The sequence below is a fragment of the Kocuria nitroreducens genome, from assembly GCF_042879195.1.
Classification (GTDB): domain Bacteria; phylum Actinomycetota; class Actinomycetes; order Actinomycetales; family Micrococcaceae; genus Kocuria; species Kocuria nitroreducens.
The window spans coordinates 60957-85960 of sequence record NZ_JBHZTC010000014.1 but is presented as its reverse complement, the minus strand read 5'-3'; the positions used below and the strand labels follow the sequence as shown (position 1 = coordinate 85960).

At 75.2% G+C, this 25004-nt stretch carries 22 protein-coding genes; 11 read left to right on the top strand and 11 right to left on the bottom strand.

All coding sequences use genetic code 11. The features are described 5' to 3' along the window. Nucleotides 1-64 precede the first annotated feature (64 nt). From ACFYE1_RS11250 to ACFYE1_RS11240, 3 genes are read left to right on the top strand one after another with little or no spacing between them, the layout of a single operon-like run. Nucleotides 65-1240, top strand: coding sequence for a thiamine pyrophosphate-dependent enzyme (locus ACFYE1_RS11250; protein WP_387742766.1), 1176 nt, complete (start codon nt 65-67; stop codon nt 1238-1240). Continuing rightward, nucleotides 1237-2286, top strand: coding sequence for an alpha-ketoacid dehydrogenase subunit beta (locus ACFYE1_RS11245; protein WP_387742764.1), 1050 nt, complete (start codon nt 1237-1239; stop codon nt 2284-2286). The genes ACFYE1_RS11250 and ACFYE1_RS11245 overlap by 4 nt, the downstream gene beginning before the upstream one ends. 2 nt (nt 2287-2288) lie before the next feature. Further along, the gene (locus ACFYE1_RS11240) at nt 2289-3746 is read left to right on the top strand and encodes a dihydrolipoamide acetyltransferase family protein (protein ID WP_387742762.1); all 1458 of its coding nucleotides are present in this window, start codon (nt 2289-2291) and stop codon (nt 3744-3746) included. 89 nt (nt 3747-3835) lie between these two features. On the opposite strand, the gene ACFYE1_RS11235 is transcribed toward ACFYE1_RS11240, so the two are convergent. The 3 genes from ACFYE1_RS11235 to ACFYE1_RS11225 form a co-directional block, all read right to left on the bottom strand. Beyond that, on the bottom strand, nt 3836-5089 hold the full coding sequence (locus ACFYE1_RS11235; RefSeq protein WP_387742760.1) for an alpha-hydroxy acid oxidase: 1254 nt from the start codon (nt 5087-5089) through the stop codon (nt 3836-3838). An 89-nt stretch (nt 5090-5178) separates the two neighbouring features. Next, nucleotides 5179-5340: a hypothetical protein gene (locus ACFYE1_RS11230; RefSeq protein ID WP_387742758.1), complete on the bottom strand. Its 162-nt coding sequence runs from the start codon at nt 5338-5340 to the stop codon at nt 5179-5181. A 197-nt stretch (nt 5341-5537) separates the two neighbouring features. Then, on the bottom strand, nt 5538-6731 hold the full coding sequence (locus ACFYE1_RS11225; RefSeq protein ID WP_387742756.1) for a glycosyltransferase: 1194 nt from the start codon (nt 6729-6731) through the stop codon (nt 5538-5540). Nucleotides 6732-6869: 138 nt separating this feature from the next. Here ACFYE1_RS11225 and ACFYE1_RS11220 point away from each other — a divergent pair, with 138 nt between their 5' ends. Both ACFYE1_RS11220 and ACFYE1_RS11215 read left to right on the top strand, forming a co-directional pair. Beyond that, nucleotides 6870-7736, top strand: coding sequence for a UbiA family prenyltransferase (locus ACFYE1_RS11220; protein WP_387742754.1), 867 nt, complete (start codon nt 6870-6872; stop codon nt 7734-7736). Next, complete coding sequence (locus ACFYE1_RS11215) at nt 7733-9172, top strand: phytoene desaturase family protein (RefSeq protein WP_387742752.1); 1440 nt, start codon at nt 7733-7735, stop codon at nt 9170-9172. Before ACFYE1_RS11220 ends, ACFYE1_RS11215 begins: the two co-directional genes overlap by 4 nt. A 47-nt stretch (nt 9173-9219) precedes the next feature. Here ACFYE1_RS11215 and ACFYE1_RS11210 read toward each other — a convergent pair whose 3' ends face one another. From ACFYE1_RS11210 to ACFYE1_RS11190, 5 genes are read right to left on the bottom strand one after another with little or no spacing between them, the layout of a single operon-like run. Further along, nucleotides 9220-10401, bottom strand: coding sequence for a prenyltransferase (locus ACFYE1_RS11210; protein WP_387742751.1), 1182 nt, complete (start codon nt 10399-10401; stop codon nt 9220-9222). Next, a complete protein-coding gene (locus ACFYE1_RS11205) occupies nt 10398-10754 on the bottom strand; it encodes a lycopene cyclase domain-containing protein (RefSeq protein ID WP_387742749.1) in 357 nt (118 codons plus the stop codon). The genes ACFYE1_RS11210 and ACFYE1_RS11205 overlap by 4 nt, the downstream gene beginning before the upstream one ends. After that, on the bottom strand, nt 10751-13237 hold the full coding sequence (gene crtI, locus ACFYE1_RS11200) for a phytoene desaturase family protein (protein WP_387742747.1): 2487 nt from the start codon (nt 13235-13237) through the stop codon (nt 10751-10753). Before crtI ends, ACFYE1_RS11205 begins: the two co-directional genes overlap by 4 nt. After that, nucleotides 13234-14352, bottom strand: coding sequence for a polyprenyl synthetase family protein (locus ACFYE1_RS11195; RefSeq protein ID WP_387742745.1), 1119 nt, complete (start codon nt 14350-14352; stop codon nt 13234-13236). The genes crtI and ACFYE1_RS11195 overlap by 4 nt, the downstream gene beginning before the upstream one ends. 47 nt (nt 14353-14399) lie before the next feature. Continuing rightward, nucleotides 14400-15020 carry a MarR family winged helix-turn-helix transcriptional regulator gene (locus ACFYE1_RS11190; RefSeq protein WP_387742743.1) on the bottom strand — a complete coding sequence of 207 codons (621 nt, stop codon included), beginning with the start codon at nt 15018-15020 and terminating at the stop codon, nt 14400-14402. A gap of 38 nt (nt 15021-15058) precedes the next feature. Between ACFYE1_RS11190 and ACFYE1_RS11185 the strand changes: the two genes are divergently transcribed. The 3 genes from ACFYE1_RS11185 to ACFYE1_RS11175 are packed head-to-tail and all read left to right on the top strand — an operon-like array spanning nt 15059 to nt 17055. Then, nucleotides 15059-15865 (top strand): glycosyltransferase family A protein, encoded by an 807-nt coding sequence (locus ACFYE1_RS11185; protein ID WP_387742741.1) that lies wholly within the window; start codon nt 15059-15061, stop codon nt 15863-15865. Beyond that, nucleotides 15862-16503 (top strand): hypothetical protein, encoded by a 642-nt coding sequence (locus ACFYE1_RS11180; RefSeq protein WP_387742739.1) that lies wholly within the window; start codon nt 15862-15864, stop codon nt 16501-16503. Before ACFYE1_RS11185 ends, ACFYE1_RS11180 begins: the two co-directional genes overlap by 4 nt. Before the next feature lie 3 nt (nt 16504-16506). Then, nucleotides 16507-17055: a TspO/MBR family protein gene (locus tag ACFYE1_RS11175; protein WP_387742738.1), complete on the top strand. Its 549-nt coding sequence runs from the start codon at nt 16507-16509 to the stop codon at nt 17053-17055. Between the two features lie 29 nt (nt 17056-17084). Here ACFYE1_RS11175 and ACFYE1_RS11170 read toward each other — a convergent pair whose 3' ends face one another. From ACFYE1_RS11170 to ACFYE1_RS11160, 3 genes are all read right to left on the bottom strand, one after another. Next, nucleotides 17085-19214: a S8 family serine peptidase gene (locus ACFYE1_RS11170; protein WP_387742736.1), complete on the bottom strand. Its 2130-nt coding sequence runs from the start codon at nt 19212-19214 to the stop codon at nt 17085-17087. Nucleotides 19215-19451: 237 nt separating this feature from the next. After that, complete coding sequence (locus ACFYE1_RS11165) at nt 19452-21113, bottom strand: S8 family serine peptidase (protein ID WP_387742735.1); 1662 nt, start codon at nt 21111-21113, stop codon at nt 19452-19454. A 200-nt stretch (nt 21114-21313) separates the two neighbouring features. Continuing rightward, a complete protein-coding gene (locus ACFYE1_RS11160) occupies nt 21314-21736 on the bottom strand; it encodes a DoxX family protein (RefSeq protein ID WP_387742733.1) in 423 nt (140 codons plus the stop codon). Between the two features lie 126 nt (nt 21737-21862). Between ACFYE1_RS11160 and ACFYE1_RS11155 the strand changes: the two genes are divergently transcribed. From ACFYE1_RS11155 to ACFYE1_RS11145, 3 genes are all read left to right on the top strand, one after another. Then, nucleotides 21863-22474: a malonic semialdehyde reductase gene (locus ACFYE1_RS11155; protein WP_387742732.1), complete on the top strand. Its 612-nt coding sequence runs from the start codon at nt 21863-21865 to the stop codon at nt 22472-22474. Between the two features lie 93 nt (nt 22475-22567). Next, a complete protein-coding gene (locus ACFYE1_RS11150) occupies nt 22568-23740 on the top strand; it encodes a type III polyketide synthase (protein ID WP_387742730.1) in 1173 nt (390 codons plus the stop codon). Nucleotides 23741-23749: 9 nt separating this feature from the next. Next, nucleotides 23750-24976, top strand: a complete 1227-nt coding sequence (locus tag ACFYE1_RS11145; RefSeq protein WP_387742728.1) for an NAD(P)/FAD-dependent oxidoreductase — start codon at nt 23750-23752, stop codon at nt 24974-24976. Nucleotides 24977-25004 lie beyond the last annotated feature (28 nt).

Sequence of the window (25004 nt, the reverse complement as noted above, 5' to 3'; positions counted from 1 at the left end):
GTTGCACCGGCCTTCCTGCCTCCCCGGGTCCGCGATCGGACCGGGGACCGACCGAGGGGACATCATGAGCCAGACCGTCGAGACCCCCGAGGACCCCATCCTCCGGGCCTCCCAGACCTTCGGCATCACACCGGAGCAGTACATGCTCCCGGCCCGCGGCGAGATCCGCATGGTCGATCCGAGCGGGCAGCTGCTCGCCCCCGAGGAGCAGGGCACCGGCCCCGGCCACGAGTACCCGCTGCCGGCCAGGGACGTCCTGCTGGAGGCCTACGAGAAGCTGGTGGTCGGGCGGCGGGTCAACGACCAGAACTCCGCGCTGGTCCGCCAGGGGCGGATGGCCGTCTACCCGTCCAGCCACGGCCAGGAGGCCTGCCAGGTGGCCGCCGCCCTGTGCCTCCGGGAGGACGACTGGCTGTTCCCCACCTACCGGGACACCGTGGCGGTCATGACCAAGGGCGTGGACCCCCTGCAGGTCATGGCGATCTTCCGCGGCGAGTGGCACGGCGGCTACGACCCGTACGAGCACTGCGTGGGCATCCAGTCCACCCCGCTCACCACCCAGCTGCTGCACGCGGTGGGCGTGGCCCACGCGGCCAAGCTGCGCGGCGAGGACACCGTGGTCCTGGCGATGTGCGGGGACGGCGCCACCAGCGAGGGGGACTTCCACGAGGCCCTGAACTTCGCGGCCGTGTTCAAGCTGCCGGTCGTGTTCTTCGTGCAGAACAACGGCTACGCGATCTCCGTGCCCCTGTCCCAGCAGTCCGCGGCCCCGAGCCTCGCCCACAAGGCGGTCGGCTACGGCATGGCCGGCGAGCGCGTGGACGGCAACGACCTCGTGGCGCTGCTCGCCACCCTGCGCCGCGCCGTGGACCTCGCGCGCTCCGAGTCCGAACCCCTCCTCGTCGAGGCGCACACCTACCGCATGCAGGCGCACACCAACGCCGACGACGCCACGCGCTACCGGGACGACGCCGAGGTGCAGGAGTGGATCGCCAAGGACCCGGTGACCCGGATGCGCGCCTACCTCGGCGCCGAGGGCCTGCTCGACGACGCGGCGGAGCAGCGCATCGCCGCCGCCGCCGAGGACGTCGCCACGGCCCTGCGCGACGGCATGAACGCCGACGTGGAGATCGACCCGCTCGAGCTGTTCCGCCACGTCCACACCGAGCAGACCCCGCAGCTCGCCGAGCAGGAGCAGTTCCTCGCCGCCGAGCTCGCCCGAGAGGAGACCGGACAGTGAGCACCCTGCACGCCCCCGCCCCGGCCGGCGAGGCTCCGGCGGTCAAGCCGGCCACCTTCGCCCAGGCGCTCAACACCGCCCTGGCCGACGCGCTGGCCGCCGACGACGCCGTCGTCGTCTTCGGCGAGGACGTCGGCACCCTCGGCGGCGTCTTCCGCATCACCGACGGGCTGACGAAGCGCTTCGGCCGCACCCGGTGCTTCGACACCCCGCTGGCCGAGTCCGGGATCGCCGGCATGGCCGTGGGCATGGCGATGAACCGGATGCGCCCCGTCATCGAGATGCAGTTCGACGCCTTCGCCTATCCGGCCTTCGAGCAGGTCGCCTCGCACATCGCGAAGATGCACAACCGCACCCGCGGCGCCGTGCGCCTGCCGGTCGTCATCCGGATCCCGTACGCCGGCGGCATCGGCGGCGTGGAGCACCACTGCGACTCCTCCGAGGCCTACTACGCCCACACCCCGGGCCTGAAGGTGTTCACCCCCGCCACGGTCGAGGACGCCTACCTCATGCTGCGCGAGGCGATCGACTCCGACGACCCGGTCGTGTTCTTCGAGCCCAAGAAGCTCTACTGGTCCAAGGCCCCCGTGGACCTGGCCGAGCTGAAGGACCGCTACGAGCACCGGGCGCCCGAGCGCCGGGAGGGCCGCGCCGTCGTCGCCCGCGCCGGTGAGGACGCCACGCTGCTGGCCTACGGGCCGTCCGTGCCGACCGCCATGGCGGCCGCGGCGACCGCCGCCGGCGAGGGGCGCTCGCTCGAGGTCGTGGACCTGCGCAGCATCGTCCCGTTCGACGACGGGACGGTCGCCGCGTCGGTGCGGAAGACCGGGCGCGTGGTGGTCGTGGCCGAGGCGCCGGGCTTCGCGTCCGTGGCGGCCGAGATCGTGGCCCGTGTCCAGGAGCGCTGCTTCCACTCCCTGGCCGCGCCCGTGCGCCGCGTGACCGGGTTCGACATCCCGTACCCGGCGCCCAAGCTCGAGGAGCACTACCTGCCGAGCGTCGACCGCATCCTCGACGCCGTGGACGACCTGCAGTGGGAGGACTGACCATGACCGTGAGGACGTTCACCCTGCCGGACCTCGGCGAGGGACTGACCGAGGCCGAGCTCGTGAGCTGGCTCGTCCAGGTGGGCGACACCGTTGCCGTGGACCAGCCGATCGCCGAGGTGGAGACCGCCAAGTCCGCCGTGGAGGTGCCCTGCCCCTTCGCCGGGACCGTGCACCAGCTGCACGGCGCCTCGGGGCAGACCCTCGACGTGGGCGCGCCGCTGATCTCCGTCGACACCGGGGACCGGGCGGGGACCCCCGCCCCGCAGGGCGGCGGGCCCAAGGGCGGGCAGACCTACCGGGAGGAGGAGCGCGCCGGGGCGGACCCCGCGGCGGCCGCCGAGGCCGCCAGGACCTCCGGGGCCCCCGAGGACGACGCCGGATCGGGCAGCGTGCTCATCGGGTACGGCACGCCCGCCGGCGGCACGGCCGGGCGCCGGCGCCGGCCGAAGCGGGCCGGATCCCCGGCTGGTTCCGCCGCCGCGGGCGCCGCCCACGACGCGATGGCCTCGGCCCCGCGCCTGGCGCCCACGGTCGTTTCGCCGATCGTGCGCAAGCTCGCCAAGGACCGCGGCGTCGACGTCTCCACCGTGCGCGGCTCGGGACCGGGCGGGCTCATCCTGCGCCGCGACGTCGTGGCCGCGGCGGCCGCCCCCGCGGCCCCGGTCCCGCCGGAGAGCGCCGCCCCGTCGTCGACCCCGGCCCCGGAGCCGTCCACCGCGGTGCCGTCCGCCGTGGACGCCCGCACGGGGCTCGGGGTGGCCGAGCGGCTCCCGGTCTCCGGGATCCGCAAGGTCATCGGGCAGGCCATGACCCGCTCCCGCGCCGAGATCCCCGAGGCCACCGTCTGGGTGGACGTGGACGCCACGAAGCTGGTCGAGCTGCGCGCCGAGCTCCAGGCCCAGGACCCCGCCACCGCGCCGGGACTCATGGCCCTGATCGCGCGGTTCGTGCTCGCCGGCCTGGCCCGCCACCCGGAGCTCGCCACCCGGATCGAGACCCTCGGGGACGGCAGCCAGGAGATCGTGCGCTTCGACGGCGTGAACCTGGGCTTCGCGGCGCAGACCGACCGCGGGCTCGTGGTGCCGAACATCCGCAGCGCGCACACCCTGAGCGCCCGCGGCCTCGACGCCGAGCTCCGGCGGCTCACCGAGCTCGCGCGCTCCGGCAGGGCCGGCCCCGCCGAGCTGTCCGGCTCCACGTTCACCCTCAACAACTACGGGGTGTTCGGCACGGACGGGGCCGCGGCGATCATCAACCATCCGGAGGTCGCGATCCTCGGGATCGGCCGGATCATCGACCGCCCGTGGGTGGTCGACGGGCAGCTGGCCGTCCGCAAGGTCACCCAGCTCTCCCTCGCGTTCGACCACCGGGTGTGCGACGGCGGGGCCGCCGGCGGCTTCCTGCGCATGGTGGCCGACGCGGTGGAGAACCCGGTGTCGGTGCTCGCGGACCTCTAGCAGCCCACGGGCCCGCCGCCCGCGAGGCGTCGCGTTCTGCCGGTGCCCCTGGCCGCGTGCCGACAGAACGCGGCGACGGGTCCGGTGGCTCAGCGCTGGTCGGCCGGCGCGTCCCTGCGGGAGAGGTCGGGGTGGTGGCGGGTGCCGAGCAGGTGCGGGCCCAGGTCGGCGATCGTCTCGGCGCCCATCAGCTGCATGCTGATCCGCACCTCCTCGGCCAGCAGTTCGATCGCCCGCTCCACCCCCTGCTGTCCCCCGGCCATCAACCCGTAGAGGTAGGCCCGGCCGATGAGCACGAAGTCCGCTCCGGTGCACAGGGCGGTGATGACGTCGGCGCCGCTCATGACCCCGGAGTCCAGGATCAGCCCGACGCCCTCGCCCACCTCGTCCCGCACCTCGGGCAGCGCGTGCAGCGAGGCGGGGGCGCGGTCGAGCTGGCGGCCGCCGTGGTTGGAGACCACCAGCCCGTCGGCGCCGGCGGCCAGGGACTGCCGGGCGTCGTCCCGAGTGAGCACGCCCTTCACGAAGAGCTTCCCCGGCCACACGGCGCGGATCCACTCGAGGTCCTCGTAGGACAGGGTGGGATCGAACATCGAGTTCGTGATGGTGGGCAGGTCGGCGCTCGTGCCGGAGAGGGACGCGAACTTCAAGGAGTCCGTGGTCAGGAAGTTGAACCACCACTCGGGCCGGTAGGAGGCGTCGAGCACCGTCCGCGGCGTGAGCCTCGGCGGGATGACCATGCCGTTGCGCACGTCCCGCAGCCGCTGGCCCGCCACCGGGGTGTCCACGGTGACGAGCAGGGTGCCGTAGCCGCCGGCCGCGGCCCGCTCCAGCAGGTCCAGGGACCGGGCCCGGTCCTTCCACAGGTACAGCTGGAACCAGCGGGTGGCGCCCGGGCCGGCCGCGGCCACCTCCTCCAGCGAGCGGGTGCCCATGGTGGACAGCGTGAAGGGGATGCCGGCCTTCTCCGCCGCGCGGACGCCCCCGACCTCGCCCTCCGCGTGCATGAAGCGGGTGAAGCCGGTCGGGGCGATGCCGAACGGCAGCGCGGACCAGGACCCGGCGATCGGCGTGGACAGGTCCGGGGCGGCGATGCCGTGCAGGATCCGGGGCAGCAGCTCGACCGCGTCGAACGCTTCCCGCGAGCGCCGGTGGGTCAGCTCGCGCTGGGCGGCGCCGTCCACGTAGTCGAACGCCGGGCGCGGGGTGCGGCGGCGGGCGATCCGGCGCAGGTCCCAGAGGTCCGCGGCCCCGGCCAGCCGGGCCGCGCGGCGGTCGAGGGAGGGGGTCTCGAACTGCAGGAGCGGACGCAGCTCGGACCACTGGGGCAGGCGCCGTTCCATGGCCGATCTCCTCCGGTCGGGGTGTCCCCCACCACACTACGACGGAGATCCTGCCGCCGCGCGCCCGTGCACCGGGAGCGGTGCACCGTTCAGTCGGTCTCGGGACCCGCGCAGTACGGGCAGGCCGGCTCGACGTCGGACCGACGGTGCCGCCCGCCCCCGAGGGTCTGCGGCGCAGACCCTCGGTCGGAGACGTCGTCCGGGCGCGAGGAGGTCTGGGGGGAACGGGACGGGAGCAGGTCGACGGTCATGGTGCTGTCCTCCGGGAGGGGTGAGGGCGGGCGGGCGCTGCCCGGTCCCTCCAGTATCGGAGCCACCACCCGTGAGGAACAGCGATGATTTCCGACCCTGACCCGTCAGCCGGTCTGATGAGTGCGGCCGCGGTGGCCGGACCGGCCACGGGGCCTTGGCTCCCTGCCCCGGGGCGCGCTCCGCCCGCCGCCCGGGGTCAGAGCCCGGTGAGGACGTCGAGTGCGGTCCGCAGGCCCTGCTCCTCCCGGACCGCGCGCCCCACGCGCTGCGCCTGCTCCTGCCGGGCGAGGGCGTCGCCCACCGCGGGGACCAGGGCCCCCGGCGTCAGCCTCCGGCGCGGGATCGGGGCCGCGGCGACGCCGAGCCGGTGCAGCTGCCGGCCCCAGAAGGGCTGGTCGACGAGGAAGGGCACCACCACGGACGGGACACCCGCGCGGGCCACCGTGTGCGCCGTCCCCGCCCCGCCGTGGTGGACCGCCAGGGCGGCGTCCGGGAGCACGGCGTCCAGCGGCGCGGCCGGCACGACGAGCACGTCCTCGCCGCGGCGGTCCTCGGGCAGGGCCAGCCCGCCCCAGCCCGTGACCAGGAGGGTCCGCAGCCCGTGGGCGCGCGCGCCGTCCACGACCGTCCTCCCCCGCGCGGACGGGTCGCCGGCCGCCATGGAGCCGAAGGTCGCCACCAGGCACGGCCCGCCCCGGACGAACTCGGCCACCGCCGGGTCCGGGGCGGGCCCGCCCGTGCCGGGGTGCCAGGAGCCGGTCAGGTGCACCCTGGCCGGCCAGTCGGCGGGCCGGGGCAGCAGCTGCGGGCTGATCCCCATCAGCGTGGCGCGGGAGGCCGCGGGCGGCGACGCCGCCCGGCCGCCCGGCAGCTGCCGGCACGCGCGCTCGACGTCCCCCCGGAACAGCCGGGCGCCGCTGCGGGGCACCGCGTAGGTCGCCCGGTTGAACCGCCCGAGGTCCTTCAAGACCGTGGGTCCGCCCGGCGCGGAGAACTCCTGCGTGGGCGTCGCCACCGGCACGAACTCGGCCAGCGCGCGAGGAACGCCGAGGGCGTCCGCCACGGCCGGTGCGGTGAGGATCAGGGGGTGGTGCACGACCAGGTCCGGTCCGAACGCCAGGGTCTCCCGCACCGCCGCGGAGAGCATCCGCCGCATCCCCGGGGCGACCTCGGAGCGGAAGTGGCGCACCGCCGTCCACGGCGTGAGCCCGTGGGTCCGCACCAGCCGGTGGAAGTCCACGTCCAGGTTCACGGCGTCGACCCCGGAGAGGTCGGCCCCGGAGTTCTCCGGCACCCCCAGGCGGACCCGGTGGCCCCGTGCGGTGGCGTACCGGGCCAGCGCCAGGAAGGGCTCCACGTCGCCGCGGGTTCCGGAGGTCAGCAGCATCATGCGCACCCCCACAGTCTGCCCCGCGGCCGGCCCGAGCACGAACGGACCGGCTGCGGGCCGCGCCGGAGGCCCCGGACCCCACGTAGGGTGGGGTGCACCCGGGCTTTCCCGGTCACCCGTCGTCCGAGGAGGCCCTCCGTGCCCCAGGCGAGACCCGCCCCCGCGGTGCACCGGATCGTCCACATCTCGCGGCCGGTGCTCTGGGTCAACACCTTGGGCCCCGGTGTGGTGGGCATGTGGCTCGCCGGGTCGCTCTGGCAGTGGGAGGCCCTGCCGCTCCTGCTGTGGCTCACCCTCCCGTTCAACCTGCTGATCTACGGCGTCAACGACGTCTTCGACCAGGACACCGACGCCCTCAACCCGCGCAAGGGCTCGCTCGAGGGAGCCCGGATCGAGCCCTCCGAGGTCCGCGCGATCTGGACCTGGGTGCTCGTCACCAACGTGCCGTTCGTCGTCTGGTTCGTCCTGTCCCTGCCCCCGGCCGCCCTGGGGTGGATCGCGCTGTACGTCCTGGTCTTCGTGTTCTACTCGGCCCCACCCCTGCGCTTCAAGGCCCGGGCGTACCTCGACTCGCTGAGCAACGCCGCCTACGCGCTGCCGCTGGTCTTCGTCCCCTGCGCACTCGGGGCGGCTCCCGTGTGGCCCGCGGCGCTCGGCCTGATGGCCTGGAGCGTCGCCAAGCACGCGTTCGACGCCGTCCAGGACATCGAGGAGGACAGCGCGGTGGCCATCACCACCACGGCGGTCCGGCTGGGACCCCGCGGGACGGCCCTGTGGAGCGGTGGCTGGTGGGTCGCGTCCACGCTGGGCTTCGCGCTGGTCAGCCTCCTGGTGGCCGCGGTCAACGCGCTCATCGCGGGGTGGCTCGTGGTCTCCCTCCTGCGGGACCCGCGGCCCGAGACCGGTCATCGTCTCTACAGGCACTCCATCGCCTTCCCCTACGTCGCCGGCGCCGTGGCCGGTGTGCAGCTGACGGTGGCGCTGTTCTTCGGGCTGTACCCGTGAGCCGCGTCGTCGTCGTCGGCGGTGGCATCGGCGGGCTGACGTCGGCCGTCCTGCTCGGCCACGCCGGTCACCGCGTCACCCTGCTGGAGGCCGCCGAGCACCTCGGCGGCAAGAGCCGCCGCCTCGAGGCCGCGGGGCAGCGCCTGGACACCGGACCGTCCCTCTTCACCTTCCCCGGCGTCTGGGAGGAGCTCCTCCGCCGCCTGGACCGTCTGCGGGACGCCCGCACCGCACGCCCGGCGGCGCGGGCTCCCCGCGCCGCGGAGACGGCCGGGCTGGAGCTGGAGCGACTGCCCGCGGTCGGCACCTACTACTACCGGGGCACCCGGTGCGAGCTGCCCGTTCCGCCCGGGCACCCCTGGCACGCGGCGTGGAACCGCTTCGAGGCCGAGCACGGCGTGCTGGGCCCGGACATCACGCGGCTGCTGACCACCGATGTGCTGGACCGGGCGGCTTTTCCCGCGCTGGGCCGGCTCGGGAGGCTGTACGGGCGCAGGCTCACGACCCGCGACTACCTCGACAGCCTCACCTGGCTGCCGGAGGGCCTGCGCGAGGTCATCGCCATCCACACCCTCAACGCCGGTGTCGGCCCGGCCCGGACACCGGCCCTCTACGCGAGCATGCCCGCCGTGATGGCCCGGGACGGCGTCTGGATCCCCCGGGGCGGTGTCTACGAGCTCGTCGAGGCGCTCCAGCGCCTCGCCGTGGACGCCGGGGTCGAGCTCCGCACCGGTGAACCGGTCCGCTCCGTCACCCGCCGGCGCGTCCTCACGGACCGGGGCGCGTATCCGGCCGACGCCGTCGTGAGCGGGGTCGACGCCCACCGGCTGGACGGTCTGCTCGCGGGGCGCGCCGGGCGGGCCCCGCGCCGGCTCACTTGCTCGGCGATCGCGATCTACGCCGTGCTCGACTCCGAGCTGCCCGACGGGACGCCCCGGCACGGCGTCGTCCTGCCCGACCGCCCCGCCGACCTCTACGCCGACCTGGAGGCCGGCTCCGAGCCCGAGCAGACCATGGCCTTCGCGAACCACTACCCGGCGCACCCGGGCCACCCCAACAGCGCGGCCACGCTCGCCCTGCTGCTGACCGCGCCGGCCAACGGCAAGTCCTACGCCCTCGAGGACCCGTTCGTCGCGCGCGAGCTCGAGCGCACGGCGCGGGTGCTCGGGCTGCCCGGACCGATCACGGACCGGTTCCGGAGCACGGAGATCCTGGACCCCGCGTACTTCGCCGCGCACGGGTCGGAGGGCGGGGCGCTGTACGGGGCGGTGCGGCCGTCGTGGCGCAGCGGACCGTTCCACGCCCCGGCCCACACCAGTCCGCTGCGGCCGTGGCTGTGGCGGGTGGGCGCGTCCGTCCACCCAGGCGGCGGACTGCCCGCGGTGCTGGGCGGCGCCATGATCTCGACCGAGAAGCTGCTGAAGCGCCTCGGATAGGACGGGACCCCCCCCGGCAGGGCGGCCGGCACGGTCCGGTCGGCCGGTCAGCGGGCGAGCTCCCACGCCCGCATCAGCAGCAGCGTCACGAGGAACCCGGTGAGGTAGTTGAGCCACAGGAACCGCCGCCAGCCCCGGTTGGCGCGCTCGCAGCCGGCGTCCGTAATGGTCAGGTGCGGCACGACGTTGGCGAGGTAGGGCAGCACCAGGAAGGACGCCACCGGCCCGGGCCAGGGGGTGAGCAGCAGGAGCACCCCGGCGGCGAGGTAGAACGCCGCAGCGGCCCACACCGTGGGGCGGGCGCCCAGGACCGTCGCGATCGAGCGCAGCCCGGCCTCCCGGTCCGCCTGGACGTCCTGCACGGCCCCGAACGCCTGCGAGGCCATCGACCACAGGAAGAACCCGGTGCACAGGGCCACGAGGCCCGCCGACCAGTCCGCTCCGGCGAGCACGAGGCCGTAGACCGCCGGGGACACGAAGTGGGTGGCGGAGGTCGCCGAGTCCAGGAACGGGACCTCCTTGAAGCGCAGCCCCCCGAGGCTGTAGGCCGCCACCGCGAACAGGCTCACCCCGAGCACTCCCGCCGCGGCGGCCCCGCCCGCCGGGACCAGGTACGCCAGGAACGGCAGGGCCGACAGCACCGAGCCCACGAGGACCATCCGGTGCTCCGACCGGTCCACGAGCGCGCCCTCGACACCGCCCTTGCGGGGGTTGCGGAGATCGGACTCGTAGTCGAAGACGTCGTTGATCCCGTACATCAGGAGGTTGTACGGGAAGAGGAAGAAGATCGTCCCCACCACGAGGGGCAGGTCCACCCGACCGGTCGCCAGGACGTAGGCCGCCGCGAAGGGGTAGGCGGTGTTGACCCAGGAGACCGGCCGGGAGGTCACCACGAGGGTCCGCACGGTGGCCGTGAGCCGGCCGCGCTCGGCCAGCCCCCACCACAGCGAGGGCAGCAGCAGCAGCGCCGCCAGCGGGTACGCGAAGTCCTCGACCGGCACGAGACCGATCCGCAGCTCCGTGATGTGCCCGGCCCCGTAGTCGAAGAACCCGGCGGCGATCATGAGGTTGTCGAACACGACCGTCAGCACCGCGAGCACCGCGAAGGAGATCCCGAGCACGGCCAGGGCCCGGCGCCGCGGCGGCGCCGGCGAGGGCCTGCGGACCAGCAGGGTGGCCGGGGCCAGGGCGAGCGCGAGGAAGACGGGGATGACGAGGGCGTAGGTCACGGCTCGTCCGCCTGCCCGCGGCCCGGCTCGGCCGCGGCGGAGCGGCGCGCCAGCACCTTCTCCGTGAGCCGGACCAGGTTCATGGTCAGGTAGCAGAGGAACACGAGGAACACGACCTCCTCGACGGGGATCTGCGGGGCGACCATCCAGCCGGTCGCCCAGGCGCTCCGGCTGTGCAGGAAGATGCCCAGACCGATCCCGGCGACGTCCCACGCGAGGAAGAACACCAGGCCCGCGAGCAGCACGAGGGCCGCCCGGCGGGGGTCCTGGGCGAAGAACAGCCTCTCCCGCACGTCGAGGAGCACCATCCCGGCCAGGCTGAACAGCAGGAAGCCGAGGTACACGAAGCTCATCCGCGCGGCACCAGGGGTTCGGCCAGCGGTCCGGTGGAGGTGTCCCCGCGCAGGTCCTTGAGCAGGATCTCCGCGCTGATCAGGCACATCGGCAGGCCGATGCCGGGGATGGTCGAGGCCCCGCAGTAGTGCAGACCGGCGACCTTCCGGCTGCGGTTGGCGCCCCGGAAGAACGCGGACTGCTTGAGCACGTGGGCCGGCCCCAGCACGTTGCCGCGCCAGGAGTTGAAGTCCCGCCGGAAGTCCTCCGGTCCCACGGTGTGGCGCACCACGATGCGCTCCCGCAGGTCCGGCGCCCCGGCCCACGCCGCGACCTGGTCGATCACCCGGTCCGCGACGGCCTCGACCCGGGGGGAGCCGGTGCCGTCCGGTCCGCCCGCGCCCAGCGCGGGGTCGGCAGGGACCGGGATCAGCACGAAGAGGTTCTCGTGCCCGTCCGGGGCCACACCGGGGTCGCTCGCCGAGGGCTTGCAGACGTAGACGGACGCGGGGTCCGGGATGCTCGTGGGCTCCTCGAAGATGGCTCGGAAGTTCGTGTCCCAGTCCTCGCTGAAGAACAGGCTGTGGTGCGGCAGCTGGGGCAGCTCCCCCCGCACCCCGAGCATCACGAGCACCGCGCCGGGGCCGGTCTGGCGCTTGTCCCAGTACCGCTGCGGGTAGCTCTGCAGCTCGCGCGGGAGCAGCGCGGTCTCGGTGTGGTGCAGGTCCGCGGCCGAGACGACGACGTCCGCCGCGAGCTCGTGCTCGGCCCCGTCCGCGTCCCGCCACACCACGCCGGTGGCCCGGACCGGGCCGTCGGCGGCCGGGGAGGTGCTGATCCGCACCACGTCCGCTCCGGTCCGGATCCGTGCCCCGTGGGCGAGGGCGAGCCGTTCGACGGCCGCGACGACCCGGCGGAACCCGCCCTGCGGGTACTGCACGGAGTCCGTGAGGTCCATGTGGCTCATGAGGTGGTACAGCGACGGCGTCATCCGGGGCGCGCTGGCCAGGAAGACGGCCGGGTAGCCGAGCACCTGCCGCAGCCGCGTGTCCTGCACGGTGGCGGCCGCGAAGTCGTGCAGCGAGCCGGTCAGGTGGCGGGCGAGCTCGGGCAGGCCCCGCACGACCGGCCGGGTGAGCAGCGGCGTGAACGAGGCGTAGGAGGTGTAGAGGAAGTGGTCGACGGCGAGGTCGTAGGTCCGCTTCGCCGAGGCCAGGTACGCGCGGATCCGCGCGCCCGCGCCGGGCTCCACCGACTCGAACAGCGCCACGGTGTCCTCGAGGTCCGATCGGATGTCGATCGGCTGCTCGTAGCGCTCGCCCCAGACCCGGTACGCGGGGTCCAGGCGGAGCAGCTCGAGCTCCTCGGCGGCGCTGGAGCCCATGAGCCGGAAGAAGTGGTCGAAGACCTCGGGCATGAGGTACCAGGAGGGTCCGGTGTCGAAGCGGAAGCCGTCACGCTCGAGCCGCCCGGCGCGCCCGCCCGTCGTCGTCCCGCGCTCGAGGACGGTCACGTCCCAGCCGTCCTTCGCGAGCAGGCCCGCGGCGGCGAGCCCGGCGATCCCGGCCCCCACCACCACGGCGTGCCGCCCCCGGGGCCCGGTGGGGCGACGGCGGGTGCGCGCCTTGGCCACGGCGGCCGCGGCGAGCCCGGCCTTGCGCGGGTTCGGCACGCGGATCCGGGAGCTCAGCAGCTCCCGGGCGGGGGTGGCGCGGATCCGCACGGACAGCTCCCGGAACAGGTCGTGGGCGGTGAGGACGGCGGCGCGGGAGGACCCGGGGAGGTCGTCGATCACCGCGCGGGCGGCCGCGAGGTCGGCGTCGATGTCGTCGAGGAGGCGGTTCTTCTCGGTCTCCGAGAACTCCCCGGGCTCCACGCCGGGGAAGTACACGCGGCCGAGCTGCCCGTAGTCCTCGGCCAGGTCGCGCAGGAAGTTGACCTTCTGGAACGCCGCGCCCAGCCGGCGGGCCCCCGCCACGAGCTGTGCCCGGCGCTGCTCGGGCATGGGACGGCCGGCCAGGAAGACCTGCAGGCACATCAGCCCCACGACCTCGGCCGAGCCGTACACGTACTCGTCGAGGGAGTCGGCGCTGTGCCGGTCCTCGCTGAGGTCGGCGCGCATCGACGCGAAGAACGGGCGGACGAAGTCGGGGCCGATCCCCGCGTGGCGCGCCGTGCGGGCGAAGGCGTGCACCACGAGGTTGCTGCTGAAGCCCCGCTCGATCGCCCCGTACGTCTCCTCCTCGAGGCCGTCCAGCAGCTCCCTCGACCCCTGGGCGGGGACACCGGCGCCGGCGCTGGCGCCGTCGACGATCTCGTCGGCGATCCGCACCAGGGCGTACACGGCGTAGACGTGCGGGCGGATCTCCGGGCCCAGCAGCCGGCAGGCGAGGCCGAAGGACGTGGAGTAGCGGCGGATGACGGTCGCGGCGGCCTGCCGGGCGGTGTCGTCGTACCGGGCGGCGGCCTCGGCCGGTGACCCGGTGTGCTGGGCGGCGGTCACCGGATGCGCTCCGTGGCCCCGGCCACGATGCCGCGCAGGTCGTGCTCGAGGGACGCGGGCAGCCCCGCGGTGTCGAGCAGGGCCTGGGCCTCGTCCGCGCACTCGGCGACCATGTCCTCGACCTCCTGCCGCGCCCCGCACTGCTCCAGCAGGTCGCGGGCCCGCAAGGCCTGCTCGCTGCTGATCTCGTGGCGGCCCAGGATCGCGTCGAGCTCCTCGCCGGCGGGCGTGCGCTGCGCGGCGGCGACGAGCATGGTCCGCTTGCCCTCCCGCAGGTCGCTGACCGCGGACTTGCCCGTGGCCTCCGGGTCCCCGAAGACGCCGAGCAGGTCGTCCACCAGCTGGTAGGCGGTGCCCACGGTCCGGCCCAGGCGCCCGAGCACCTCCACGTCCCCGTCGGGGGCGCCGCCGAGCACCCCCCCGGCCTGGAGGGGGGTCTCGAAGGAGTAGACCGCGGTCTTCAGGCGCGTGGCCGCGAGGATCTGCTCGCGGCCGGGGCGGGCCCCGGGCAGCGTGTGGTCGACGTCGAGCAGCTCGCCCGCGGCCGAGGAGAACAGGGCGGCGTCGAGCAGGTCGAGCAGACGGGGCAGCCGCTCGGGCGAGAGCCCGGAGCGGGCCACGAGCCGGTACGCGCCGGCCAGGGCGAGGTCCCCGGCGATGACGCCCACGCTCGCGCCGTACTGGCGGGCCTGGTCAGGCCCGGAGCCCGACGCGAACGCCCGGGAGGCCGCGGCGGCGTTGATGGTGGGCTGGTGCCGGCGCTGCTCGTCCTGGTCGATGACGTCGTCGTGCACGATGAGGGCGGTGTGCAGCAGCTCGAACGCCGCGCCGACGGACTCGACCACGGGCTCCGGCTCGGGCGCGGGATAGGCGCCGGCCGTGAGACGCACGAGGTGCGGACGGATCTGCTTGCCGCCGGAGCTGAGCCGGGCGACCTCGCCCCACAGCCGGGCGAACCCGGCGTCGACGGCCTCCGCGCGGCCGGTGGCCTCGGCGAGGAACTCCTCCAGGACGGGCGCCCGGCCAGGCTCACTCCCGCCACCGTGCCCGGTCCGCGTCCCGGTGCCCGGACGAGCGCTCGAGAAGGGCGATTCGCGCGAGAAGACCGTCACCATTCCCCCATTCCACCACAGTCCTTCGAAAACCGAATCAATCAATCGCGTCACGCCGTGCGCGGAGCCGCCCCGGGTCCCTCCGGAGCCGTCCCGGGCGGGACCGGCGCCCCCGGCGCCGCCCCGTTCCCGGTCGCGCCCTCCCCCGCTCGGTGGCCGGCCCGGCGGACCGCCTCGGTGAGCTGGGGCAGTCGCCGCCGCAGGACGTCGACCTCCTCGTCGGTGCAGTCGTCGAGCACCGCGAGGACCTCCTCCCCCATGGCCGAGAACATCTGGCGGCCGGAGCGGTAGGCGTGCTCGGTGGCCTGGAGGCTGACCTCCCGGCGGTCGCGGGGATCGACGGCGCGCACCAGGTGTCCCGCGGCGACCAGCCGCTTGATGACCGTTGTGGTCGCCGAGCCGCTCAGCACGAGCCGGCGGGCGATGTCCCCTGCGCGGATCGGCCGGCCGGCGCGGTTGGCCTGCATGACCTCGTTGAGGGCGTGGACGTCCTTGTGCGCCAGGCCGAAGCGGCGGCGGACCTGGTCCGCGTAGCGCTCGGCCTCGGTGCTGAACTGCTGCAGCAGGAAGAGCACGTCGAATCCCCGCCGCCCCTGGTGTGCGCTGCCGCCCGGCGCCCGGCCCGGCACCGCGGCGCCGGGCGTGCTGATCGTGCCCTCGTCGGACTGCATGTGCCGATTCTAGGGGTCGGGCACGAGAGAATGGGGCCATGACGGAGCGCAGAGACCAGACCGGACCGGACGTCCCGTCGGCGGAGGCAGCCGGTGGCGCCCCGGCGGTGTCCGTCGTCGTGCCGGCGCGCGACGACGCCGTGCACCTCGCGCGGTGCCTGCGGCTGCTCGCCGCGCAGACCCGGCCGCCGGACGAGATCGTGGTGGTGGACAACGCCTCGAGCGACGACACCGCCGACGTCGCCCGCGCCGCCGGGGCCCGCGTGGTGTTCGAGCCCGTGCGGGGCATTCCGCCCGCCGCCGCCGCCGGCTACGACGCCGCCCGGGGGGACGTGGTGGTCCGCTGCGACGCGGACAGCCTTCCCGGCCCGGAGTGGATCGCCGGGCTGCTCGCGGCCCTCGCGTCGCGCCCGGACGTGGTCGCCGTGGCCGGCCCGGGCCGCTTCCGCGGCCTTCCTCCCGGTGTCGACCGGCTGCTGTCCTCGCTGTACGTCGGCCTGTACGTGCTCACCACGGCCGCCGCGCTGGCCCATCCCCCCCTGTTCGGCACCAACATGGCGATGCGCCGGTCCTGGTGGCTCGAGGTCCGGGACCGCGTCCACCGCGACGACCCGGAGCTGCACGACGACTTCGACCTCAGCTTCCGGCTGGACCCCGCCCACCGGATCCTCTTCCGGCCCGGCCTGTCCGTGGGGATGTCCCCCCGGGCGCTGCGGGGCGGGCGCCCCGCCGTCCGCCGGCTGGCGCGCGCCTTCCGCACGATCCGGCTCAACTGGGCCGACGAGCGCCCGTGGGAGCGGTGGCAGGCACGCCTGGGGCACCGGCTGCGCGGGGGCGGCGCATGAGCCGGCTCGCCCTGGCGGTGCGGTGGCTCGGCCCCCCCTCCGTGCTGCTCACCGCCCTGTTCTTCGACGCCGTGGGCGCCTCCGTGATGATGCTCGTGTGCCTGGCCATCACCATCACGTGGCGGGCCCGGCTGCCCGCGGCCCTGGAGATCACCACGGACCTGACGCTGCTGCTCGCGGCCTGGAGCTCCGTGTTCCTGCTCTACGAGAGGTACGAGCACTGGGACCTGGTCATCCACTTCGCGGCCACCGCGGTGCTGGCCGAGCTCGCGATCCGCGCCCTCGAGCGCTGGGCCCGGCTCTCGTCCCCCGGCCCGGTGTCCCACGTGATCGTGGTCAGCTCCCTGGGCGCGGCGCTGGCCCTCGTGTGGGAGTACCTCGAGTTCGCCGGCTACTACCTCGTGGACCCCCAGGTGAACGTGGGGTACCTGGACACCATGGGCGATCTGGCCGCCGGCCACGCGGGCGCGGTGGTCGCCGGGATCCTCGGCACCTGGGCCCGGCAGTGGGCGGACGCGTCCGGCGGCACCCGGGCGCACGGGGACACCGCCGGACGCCCGGACCGCGCCGGTCACCGGAACGCCACGGGGAATCCGTCCGCCACCGGACGTCCGGACACCACCGAGAAGAAGGACTGACCCATGCTCTGGACGAACCTGCTCAGGACCACCCTGCAGACGGGGGCGGCCGCCGCCGCCGGCACCGCGGCCTCCGCCGGGGTGGACAGCCCGTGGTACCGGGACCTGCGGAAACCGGATCTGCAGCCGCCGGCCGCCGTGTTCCCCGTCGTGTGGACCGCGCTCTACGCGGTCCTCGCGGTGACCTCGGCCGCCGTGCTCACCGAGCTGCAGCGGCAGACCCGCCCGGGGCTGCACCGCCGCGGCCCGCGGGTGCGGACCATCCGGGGCCCGGTGCGCACCCCGTCCGAGGCGGCACGGCGCGAGCGCGGCTACCGCCGGGCCCTCGCGCTGAACCTCGCCCTCAACGCGGGGTGGAGCTGGGTCTTCTTCACGAAGCACGACACCGCCCTGGCCGCGGCCACGGCCGCGGCGCTGACCGCCAGCACCGCCGATCTCGCCCGCCGGGCGGCGCAGGCACGGCCGCTTCTCGGCGCCGCGCTGCTCCCCTACGTGGGCTGGTGCGGCTTCGCCACCGTCCTGAGCGCCCGCATCCACCGGCTCAACGGCTGAGCCGGTGGATGCCGTCCGCCCGGACCCGCTCACCGGTAGGAGATCGTGATCCCTCCGTGCCGGTAGCCGATCGATCCGCCCTGGAAGCGCTGGACGACCGAGTCCCCGGAGCGGTGCTCCGAGGTCACCGGGTAGCCCAGACGGCCGTGCTCGCCCCGGAGGTCGGCGTAGGCCCGTCCGATCGCCCCGCGCACGGGCTGCGCACCGGTGGCGGGTGACCACAGGATCCTGCCCCGCTCGAAGGCCTGGTGGGCCCCGCCGCCGACCAGGCCGCCGCGCTCGCCGCCCAGCGGGTACCCGAGCGGACCCGTCTCCCCGCCCAGCGCCGCCCAGCGCGAGCCGATGGCGCCGCGCACGGCGGCCGCTCCGGTCCCGGCGCTCCAGACGATCGTGCCCCGCTGGAAGAGCTGGTGGACGCCGCCGGCGCCGTTGCTCGTCTCCCCGGTCCGGGGGTAGCCGAGGAGGCCGTTGACGCCGCCGGACCGCTTCCACGTGCTCCGCACACTGCCGTGCACCCACCTGGCGCCCGAGTCCGGGCTCCAGTAGATGGCGCCGCGCTCGAACTCCTGGTAGCAGCCGTCCTGGGCGAGTCCGCACCGTTCGTGCGAGCGCGGCGCCCCGGTGGACGTGCCGATCCGGGCGTGGAGCGCGCCGATGGCGCCCTGCGTGGTGTAGCCCTCCTGGAGCGTGGCCCGGGCGACGGCGGCCCTCGGGTGCACGAGCCCGGCGCCGCAGCCGCCCGTGCAGTGTCCGGGCAGGGGCCGGGCCGTGGCGACCAGGACCTCCTTGACCTGGGCCGGCGAGAGGGACGGGTCCGCCTCGCGGACCAGTGCCACAATCCCTGCGACCGTGGGGCTGGCCATCGAGGTGCCGTACTTGTAGGAGTAGCTGCCGCCGCCGGGCCGGGCGCTCCCGGCGTTGGCGGTGGACAGGATCTGCCGGGAGGGGTCCCCGCCCGGGGCGGCCAGCGTGACCCTGCCCCAGTTGGAGTACCCGGCGCGGGCGCCGTGGGCGGTGGTGGACGCCACGGTGATCACCCCCCGGCAGTTGGCCGGGGACTCCATCCGGGCGTCCCGGTTGTTGTTGCCCGCGGCCACGACCACGCTCGCCCCGCGGGACAGCGCCCGGTCGATCCCGTCCTGCAGGACGGCCGGGCACGCGCTGGACAGGAAGCCGAGGCTGAGGTTCACCACGGTCGCCGGGTGGGAGTTCGCCGGAACGGCGTCGCCGGCGTCGCCGGCGGCCCAGGCGATCGCCACGGCGATGTCGGACACGTACCCGTCCCCGCAGGCCCCGAGGGCGCGCACCGGCAGGAGCTTCGCGCCGTGGGCGACACCGGCCACGCCGGTCGCGTTGTGGCCCCGCGCCGCCGCGATGCCAGCCGTGTGCGTGCCGTGCCAGGAGGAGGACCTGGCGGCGGAACCGGACCCGCACTCGCCGAGGCCGGCGTAGTCCCCCTCGTCCTGCGGGTCCGGGTCCCAGCCGTCGCCGTCGCGGGAGTGGCCCGCCTGCACGCCGCCGGCGTGCAGGGAGACGAAGTCGTGGCCGGGCAGGACGTTGGCGTCCAGGTCGGGGTGGGACGTGATCCCGGTGTCGACGACCGCGATGGTCTGGCCGCTGCCGGTCGCCCGGTCCCACGCGCTGGGCAGGTCGAGGCCGGCCGCCGTGGGCTGGAGGTTCCACTGCGACGTCGCGTAGTAGGGGTCGTCGGGCACCGCGGCGATGCTCACGAGATGGTCCGGCTCGGCGTACTCGACGGCCGGGTCCTGCTCGAGGGCGGCGGTCAGGAGCTCGAGCTCCTCCGCGTCGAGGAGCTCGTCCGCCGCCACGACCTTGGCCGAGTCCACGGTCTCGCTGATCTCGTCCAGCAGGGGCGCCGCCTCCTCGCGCTCGCCCGCCGCCGCCGCGCCCCGTGGCACGATGCGCTGCGCGGCCTCCGCGTAGACGCGCTCGCGGGTCCCCGGGGCGGGCTCCGCGCCGTCCTTGAACTTCACGATCACCCGGTCGGTCGCCCCGGGGCTCCGGGGCCCGTCGGCCGCGCGCGCGTGCGCGGCCGACCCGGTGGTCTCCGCGGGGGGCCGGGCCGCCGCGGGTGCCGCGGCACCGACCAAAGTCAGGACCAGGGCGGCCGCCAGGGCGCGGCCGTGGAAGGACGTCATGGACTCTCCAGCCGGTGGGGGGTGCAGCGCGCAGCGGGGAGCTGCAGCGCACCGACCACGGAAGGCGGGGAGTCGGCGCCGCTGCGCTCAGCGTACGGATCGGTTGCTTTTGTTACCGAATGGGAAGATCCAGGGCTGCCACCGGGCCCGGGGCGCGTCCCGGAGGAACCTCCCCGGGACGACGGCGGCGCCGCCCACCCCGGGGAGGTGGACGGCGCCGCCGGGCGGACCGGGGAGTCAGGGCGTGGTGGAGGGCTCCCACCACTGGGCCGGCAGGATCTGCTGCCAGCGGGCGCCGAGTCCGTCGTTCCAGAGGATCCACCCGTTGGCGAACTCCTGGAAGCAGGGCGTGCCGCCCAGGGCGCACAGCTCCCGGGAGCGGGCCTCGCCGGTGGTCGCGCTGGTCTTCCGGTGCAGAGCCCCGATGCTGCCCCGGGTGGTGAAGGGCTCGCCGCCCTGCACCGCGACGAGCGCGGAGACCGGGTCCACGATGCCGGCGCCGCACCCGGGAGCGCACCCGCCGGGGGCCTGCCGGGCCGTGGAGGTCAGGGCGTCCTGGAGGCCCGCCGCACCCAGCCCCGGCGAGACCTCGCGGAGCAGCGCCACGGTGCCGGAGACGGCCGGCGCCGCCATGGACGTGCCGTTGCGCTCCGTGTACGTGGGCGCACCGAGGGCCTGGGCCCCGTCATTGCCGGTCGAGAGGATCTGCGCGTAGGGGTCCCCGCCCGGGGCCGCGAGCGTGACCGAGCCGAAGTTGGAGTAGGGGGCCAGGGCACCTGCGACGTCCGTCGCGGCGACCGAGATCACGCCGGCACAGTTGGCCGGGGCGGACTGCGCGGCGTCCACGCCCTGGTTGCCCGCGGCCACGACCACGGGGATCCCCCGGGTCAGGGCCTCGTTGATCGCGGACTGCAGCACCGCGGGGCACTCGCCCGGAACGCCGAGGCTCAGGTTGATGACCGTGGCGGGGTTCGGGTTGGTGACGGCGCCGGCCACCGGGGCGCCGGCGGCCCACCGGACGCCGGCTGCGACGTCGGTGATGTACCCCTGGCTGCAGGCGCCCACGGCGCGCACGGGGAGGATCTTCGCGTCCGGGGCCACCCCCGCGACGCCCAGGCCGTTGTTCGCGGCGGCCGCGGCGATGCCGGCCGTGTGGGTGCCGTGCCAGGTGGACTCCGGGGGCATGGGGCTGCTGGGGCACAGCACGGCATCGGGGTGGTCGCCCATGTCGGTCGGGTCCGGGTCCCACCCGTCGCCGTCCCGGCCGTTCTGGGCCGTGGAGACGAAGTCGTAGCCGGGCAGGACGTTGGCGTCCAGGTCGGGGTGGGAGGTGATGCCCGTGTCCACGATGGCGATGGTCTGCCCGGCGCCGGTGGCCCGGTCCCACGCGAGGGGCATGCCCAGGCCGGCCGGGTCGTCCCACAGGCTCCACTGCAGCGTGGCGTAGGACGGGTCGTTCGGCACGGCGGTGGTGGTCGCCAGGAGGTCCGGTTCCGCGTACTCCACGGCGGGGTCCTGCTCCAGGGCGGTGATCAGCGCATCGAGCTCGGCACCGGCCAGCATCCCGTCGGTGCGCACCACCTGCGCGCCGTCCGCGGTGGCCGTGGTCTCCACGAGCCCGGCGTCCCCGGACCGGTCGGCAGCCTGGGCGTACACGACGTCGCGGGAGTCCTCGGGGACGGTGCCCTCCCTGAACTTCACGACGAAGCGGTCGGTCGCCGTCACCGTTCCCGTTCCGGGACCAGCACCGGGATCGGCGGCGGCGGCTTCCGGGACCGGCTGCGCGGCCGGGGCCGCGGGCGCCGCGACCCCGGTCTCCGCCGCGGCGGAGCCGAGGGGGACGAGGGCGAGGGCGGTCGCGAGCGCGAGGAAGGCGGTGGTGCTGCGGGTGGTCGTCAAAGATTACTCCGGCCGTCGGGACGGGAGGCGGCAGGGTGCGCACAGCCCACCCCCCGATGGACTGGAGCGAGAGCGGTCCCCTGCGGAAACGGAGCCCCCACTCCTGTGCTCTGCCCAGCGTAGGGAGGATGTGCGTGTGTGACCGAATGCGAACCCTGCGCCCCGGGGCAGGCGGGCGCCACGCGCCGGGAGGCGGGCGCTCAGCTCGCCCGGGCGATGCGCAGGGCTCCGGTGATCAGGGGGACCTGCAGCGGGAGCCGCACGAGCGTCACGGCCCGCCGCGCCGGGGAGCCCCGGCGGGCGCGCCAGGCCATGGTGGCGTTGCCCGGCCACACGCCCACGAAGAGGGCCGCCGCGGCCCAGCCGCCGGCGCGGCGGGTGCCGGGGTGGAGCAGCATCGCCCCGACACCGAGCTCCGCCACCCCGGAGCCCAGCGTCCAGGTCCGGGGCGACCCCGGCAGCGACCGGGGGACCAGCTCGTCGAACGGTGCGGGCCGGGCGAGGTGGAGCACGCCCGTCCCGCACAGAACCAGGCCCATGCGCAGGGCGCCTGCCGCCACCGCAGCGGAGCGGGCGCCGCGGGGATCCGCGCCGGTGAGGAGCCGCAGGGGACGACAGGGCATGGAGCCAGGGTACCCGGCGGGACGTGCCGCGACGTGACGAACGGCACAGGGAGCCCCCGGCATAGACCCGCACCCTTCTTTGTTGACACGTACATCAACGTTACCGTGCTCCCGGAAGGACCTCCCATGGCTCCCGAGACCCTGCAGGACCAGCTCACCCTCGACACCTTCGCCGCCGACCTGCTCTTCCGCGAGGCCCGCACGGCCTCCGAGTTCCTCGACGAGCCCGTGGCCGACGAGCAGCTGCGCGCGGCCTTCGAGCTCGCCAGGATGGGCCCCACCGCCATGAACATCCAGCCGCTGCGCGTGACGTGGATCCGTTCCGCGGAGGCCCGGGAGCGACTGCTCCCCCACATGGCCGAGGGCAACCGCGCGAAGACCGCCGCCGCGCCCGTCGTCGCGGTGCTCAGCTACGACCTCGGCTGGCACGAGCACCTGCCCGTCGTCTTCCCGCCCGCCGCCGGCAAGCAGGAGATGTTCGCCGGCGACGAGGAGCTGCGCGAGCGGTGGGGCCGGGACAACGCCCACCTGCAGGCCGGGTACTTCGTGCTGGCCGTGCGCGCCGTGGGCCTGGCCGCGGGTCCCATGGGCGGTTTCGACGCCCCCGGGGTGGACGCCGAGTTCCACGCCGGGACGAACCTGCGCTCGCTCATGGTCGTGAACATCGGCACCCCCGCCGCCCCGCGCCACGACCGGCTGCCGCGCCTGGACTTCGACACCGCGACCACCACTGTCTGAGTCCCTCCCGGGCGGACCCGCCGTGCGCGGGTCCGCCCGGCCCCCGCGCGCCCTCCGTGGCACCTGTCGGCCCGAGGACGGATACTGGACGGGATGACGCCCGCACTTCTGTCCCTCGGCACGGCCCTCCCGCCGCACGTGCTCGAGCAGACCGACGCCCAGGACCTCTACCAGGCCCAGCCCGGCACCGACCGGCTCAACGCCCGGCTGCTGCGCACGGTGTTCGGCGCCTCCGGGGTGGAGCGGCGGCACACGGTGCTGTCCGAGCTGGTCGAGGACGACGCCCGCACCGGATCCCCGTACATCACCACGGACGGCCGGTTCCTGGCTCCCCTGACCGGCGTGCGGAACCGGACCTACGTGGAGCGGGCCCCGGCGCTCTTCGCCGAGGCCGCCCGGGACGCCCTCGAGCGCTGCCCCGGGCTCGACCCCGCAGCCGTCACCGACGTGGTGACCGTCTCCTGCACCGGCTTCTTCGCCCCGGGCCCCGACTACCAGCTGGTCCGGGACCTCGGCCTCGACCCGGCCGTCCGGCGCGCGCACATCGGCTTCATGGGCTGCCACGGCGGGCTGATCGGGCTGCGCCAGGCCGCGGCCATCGCCACGGCGGACCCGGACGCCGTCGTCCTGCTGGTGGCCGTGGAGCTGTGCACGCTGCACCTGCGCCCGGCCCGGGACACCGACGCCATCCGGGGGGCCGCCCTCTTCGCCGACGGCGCGGCGGCGGCCGTGGTCAGCGCGAGGTCGCCCGAGGGCGTGACCCCGCTGCTGGAGCTCGACAGGTTCCGCACCCTCGTGATCCCCGACGGCGAGGACGCCATGGCCTGGACCATCGGCGACGCCGGGTTCGAGATGATCCTCGGCGCCGCGGTGCCCCAGGTCCTCGAGGACAACATCCACACCGCCCTGGAGGCCCTCCTGGACGGACCGGAGGGGGCCGTGGACCGGGACAGCATCACCGACTGGGCCCTCCACCCAGGCGGCCGGGGCATCCTCGACAAGCTCGAGCACACCCTGGGGCTGCCGCCCGAGGCGCTGCGGGAGTCCCGCGACGTCCTCGCGACGCGCGGCAACATGAGCAGCGTGACCGTCCTGCACGTGCTGCGCCAGGTGATCGACGCGGCGCCCACGGACGAGGCCCGCACCGTCTGCGCCCTGGCGTTCGGGCCGGGACTGACCGTAGAGTCGGCGCTGTTCACGATCCCCGCCCGGGCCGCGGCACCGGCCGCGGAGCTCGATCCCGCCGCGGCCGTCCCGATCCGCTAGGAGGTTCCCGTGGACCACGACGTCGTCGTCGTCGGCGCCGGGCTCGCCGGCCTGCAGTGCGCCCACCTGCTCGAGCAGCACGGACTGGACGTGGTGGTCCTGGAGGCCTCGGACGGGGTCGGGGGCCGGATCCGCACCGACACGGTCGACGGCTTCCGCTGCGACCGCGGGTTCCAGGTGCTCAACCCCGCCTACACCGAGCTGCGCCGCAGCGTGGACGTCGCGGCCCTGGAGATCCAGAAGTTCGACGCCGCGGCCGGAGTCCGGCGCGGCAACGGCATCGACGTCCTCGCCGATCCCCGGCGAGTCCCCGGCCATCTGCCGGGGACGCTGCGCAGCCCGCTGGTGGAGCTGCGGCGACTGCCCGCCCTGGCGGCCTGGCTCACCCCGGGACTGGACCCCCGCGCACGGCGCCAGGAGCAGCGGGACCAGGCCTGGCACGAGTCGCTCGACGCCGCGGGGGTGCGAGGACCGCTGCGGGACCTGGTGCTCGAGCCGTTCCTGGCGGGCGTGATCCTCGAGGACGAGGGCCGCACCTCGGCCGCCTTCGTGCGCGAGCTCGTCGGCTGGTTCCTGCTCGGCACGCCGGGCCTGCCGACCGGGGGCATGGGGGCACTCCCCGCCTGGGTCCACGACGGGCTCCGGGCCCCGGCCGTCCTCGGCACCCGTGTGGACGCGGTGGAGCGCACCGGGAAGGGGTGGACCGTGGGCGCCGGCGACGCCGCCTGGCAGGCGTCCTCCGTGGTCGTGGCCACCGAGGGCCCGGCGGCCGCCCGGATCCTGGACCTGCCGGACACCCCCATGAAGGGCGAGGCGACCTGGTGGTTCGCGGCGGCGTCCGCGCCCTCGGAGCTCGGGTGCCTGGTCCTGCCCGGCGAGTCCGCCGGACCGCTCATCGACACGGCCGTGGTCAGCAACGCCGCCCCCAGCTACGCCCCGGACGGCCGGGCGCTGATCCAGGCGACCTCGCTCCTGCCGCGGGGCGCCGAGCTCCCCACCGAGGCCGACGTGCGCCGGCAGCTGAGCACGATCTGGTCCGCCGACGCCTCCGCCTGGGACCTGCTGACGGTGCACGAGGTGCGCCAGGCGCTGCCGGAGCAGCCGCCCGGGCTCGCGACCGACCGGCCCGCCGTCCTCGGCGAGGGCCTGTACGTGTGCGGCGACCACCGCACCGACGGCTCGACCCAGGGCGCCCTGCGCTCCGGGCGCCGCGCCGCCGAGGCGCTGCTGGCCTGACCGGGTCCCCTCCGTCGGTCGCCGGTGG

What these genes read in the sequence shown, in the direction of transcription:
- ACFYE1_RS11250 (WP_387742766.1), top strand. Translation starts at nt 65, where the DNA reads ATGAGCCAGACCGTCGAGACCCCCGAGGACCCCATCCTCCGGGCCTCC.
- ACFYE1_RS11240 (WP_387742762.1), top strand. Translation starts at nt 2,289, where the DNA reads ATGACCGTGAGGACGTTCACCCTGCCGGACCTCGGCGAGGGACTGACC.
- ACFYE1_RS11235 (WP_387742760.1), bottom strand. Translation starts at nt 5,089, where the DNA reads ATGGAACGGCGCCTGCCCCAGTGGTCCGAGCTGCGTCCGCTCCTGCAG.
- ACFYE1_RS11230 (WP_387742758.1), bottom strand. Translation starts at nt 5,340, where the DNA reads ATGACCGTCGACCTGCTCCCGTCCCGTTCCCCCCAGACCTCCTCGCGC.
- ACFYE1_RS11225 (WP_387742756.1), bottom strand. Translation starts at nt 6,731, where the DNA reads ATGATGCTGCTGACCTCCGGAACCCGCGGCGACGTGGAGCCCTTCCTG.
- ACFYE1_RS11205 (WP_387742749.1), bottom strand. Translation starts at nt 10,754, where the DNA reads ATGAGCTTCGTGTACCTCGGCTTCCTGCTGTTCAGCCTGGCCGGGATG.
- ACFYE1_RS11195 (WP_387742745.1), bottom strand. Translation starts at nt 14,352, where the DNA reads ATGGTGACGGTCTTCTCGCGCGAATCGCCCTTCTCGAGCGCTCGTCCG.
- ACFYE1_RS11190 (WP_387742743.1), bottom strand. Translation starts at nt 15,020, where the DNA reads ATGCAGTCCGACGAGGGCACGATCAGCACGCCCGGCGCCGCGGTGCCG.
- ACFYE1_RS11185 (WP_387742741.1), top strand. Translation starts at nt 15,059, where the DNA reads ATGACGGAGCGCAGAGACCAGACCGGACCGGACGTCCCGTCGGCGGAG.
- ACFYE1_RS11180 (WP_387742739.1), top strand. Translation starts at nt 15,862, where the DNA reads ATGAGCCGGCTCGCCCTGGCGGTGCGGTGGCTCGGCCCCCCCTCCGTG.
- ACFYE1_RS11175 (WP_387742738.1), top strand. Translation starts at nt 16,507, where the DNA reads ATGCTCTGGACGAACCTGCTCAGGACCACCCTGCAGACGGGGGCGGCC.
- ACFYE1_RS11170 (WP_387742736.1), bottom strand. Translation starts at nt 19,214, where the DNA reads ATGACGTCCTTCCACGGCCGCGCCCTGGCGGCCGCCCTGGTCCTGACT.
- ACFYE1_RS11160 (WP_387742733.1), bottom strand. Translation starts at nt 21,736, where the DNA reads ATGCCCTGTCGTCCCCTGCGGCTCCTCACCGGCGCGGATCCCCGCGGC.
- ACFYE1_RS11155 (WP_387742732.1), top strand. Translation starts at nt 21,863, where the DNA reads ATGGCTCCCGAGACCCTGCAGGACCAGCTCACCCTCGACACCTTCGCC.
- ACFYE1_RS11150 (WP_387742730.1), top strand. Translation starts at nt 22,568, where the DNA reads ATGACGCCCGCACTTCTGTCCCTCGGCACGGCCCTCCCGCCGCACGTG.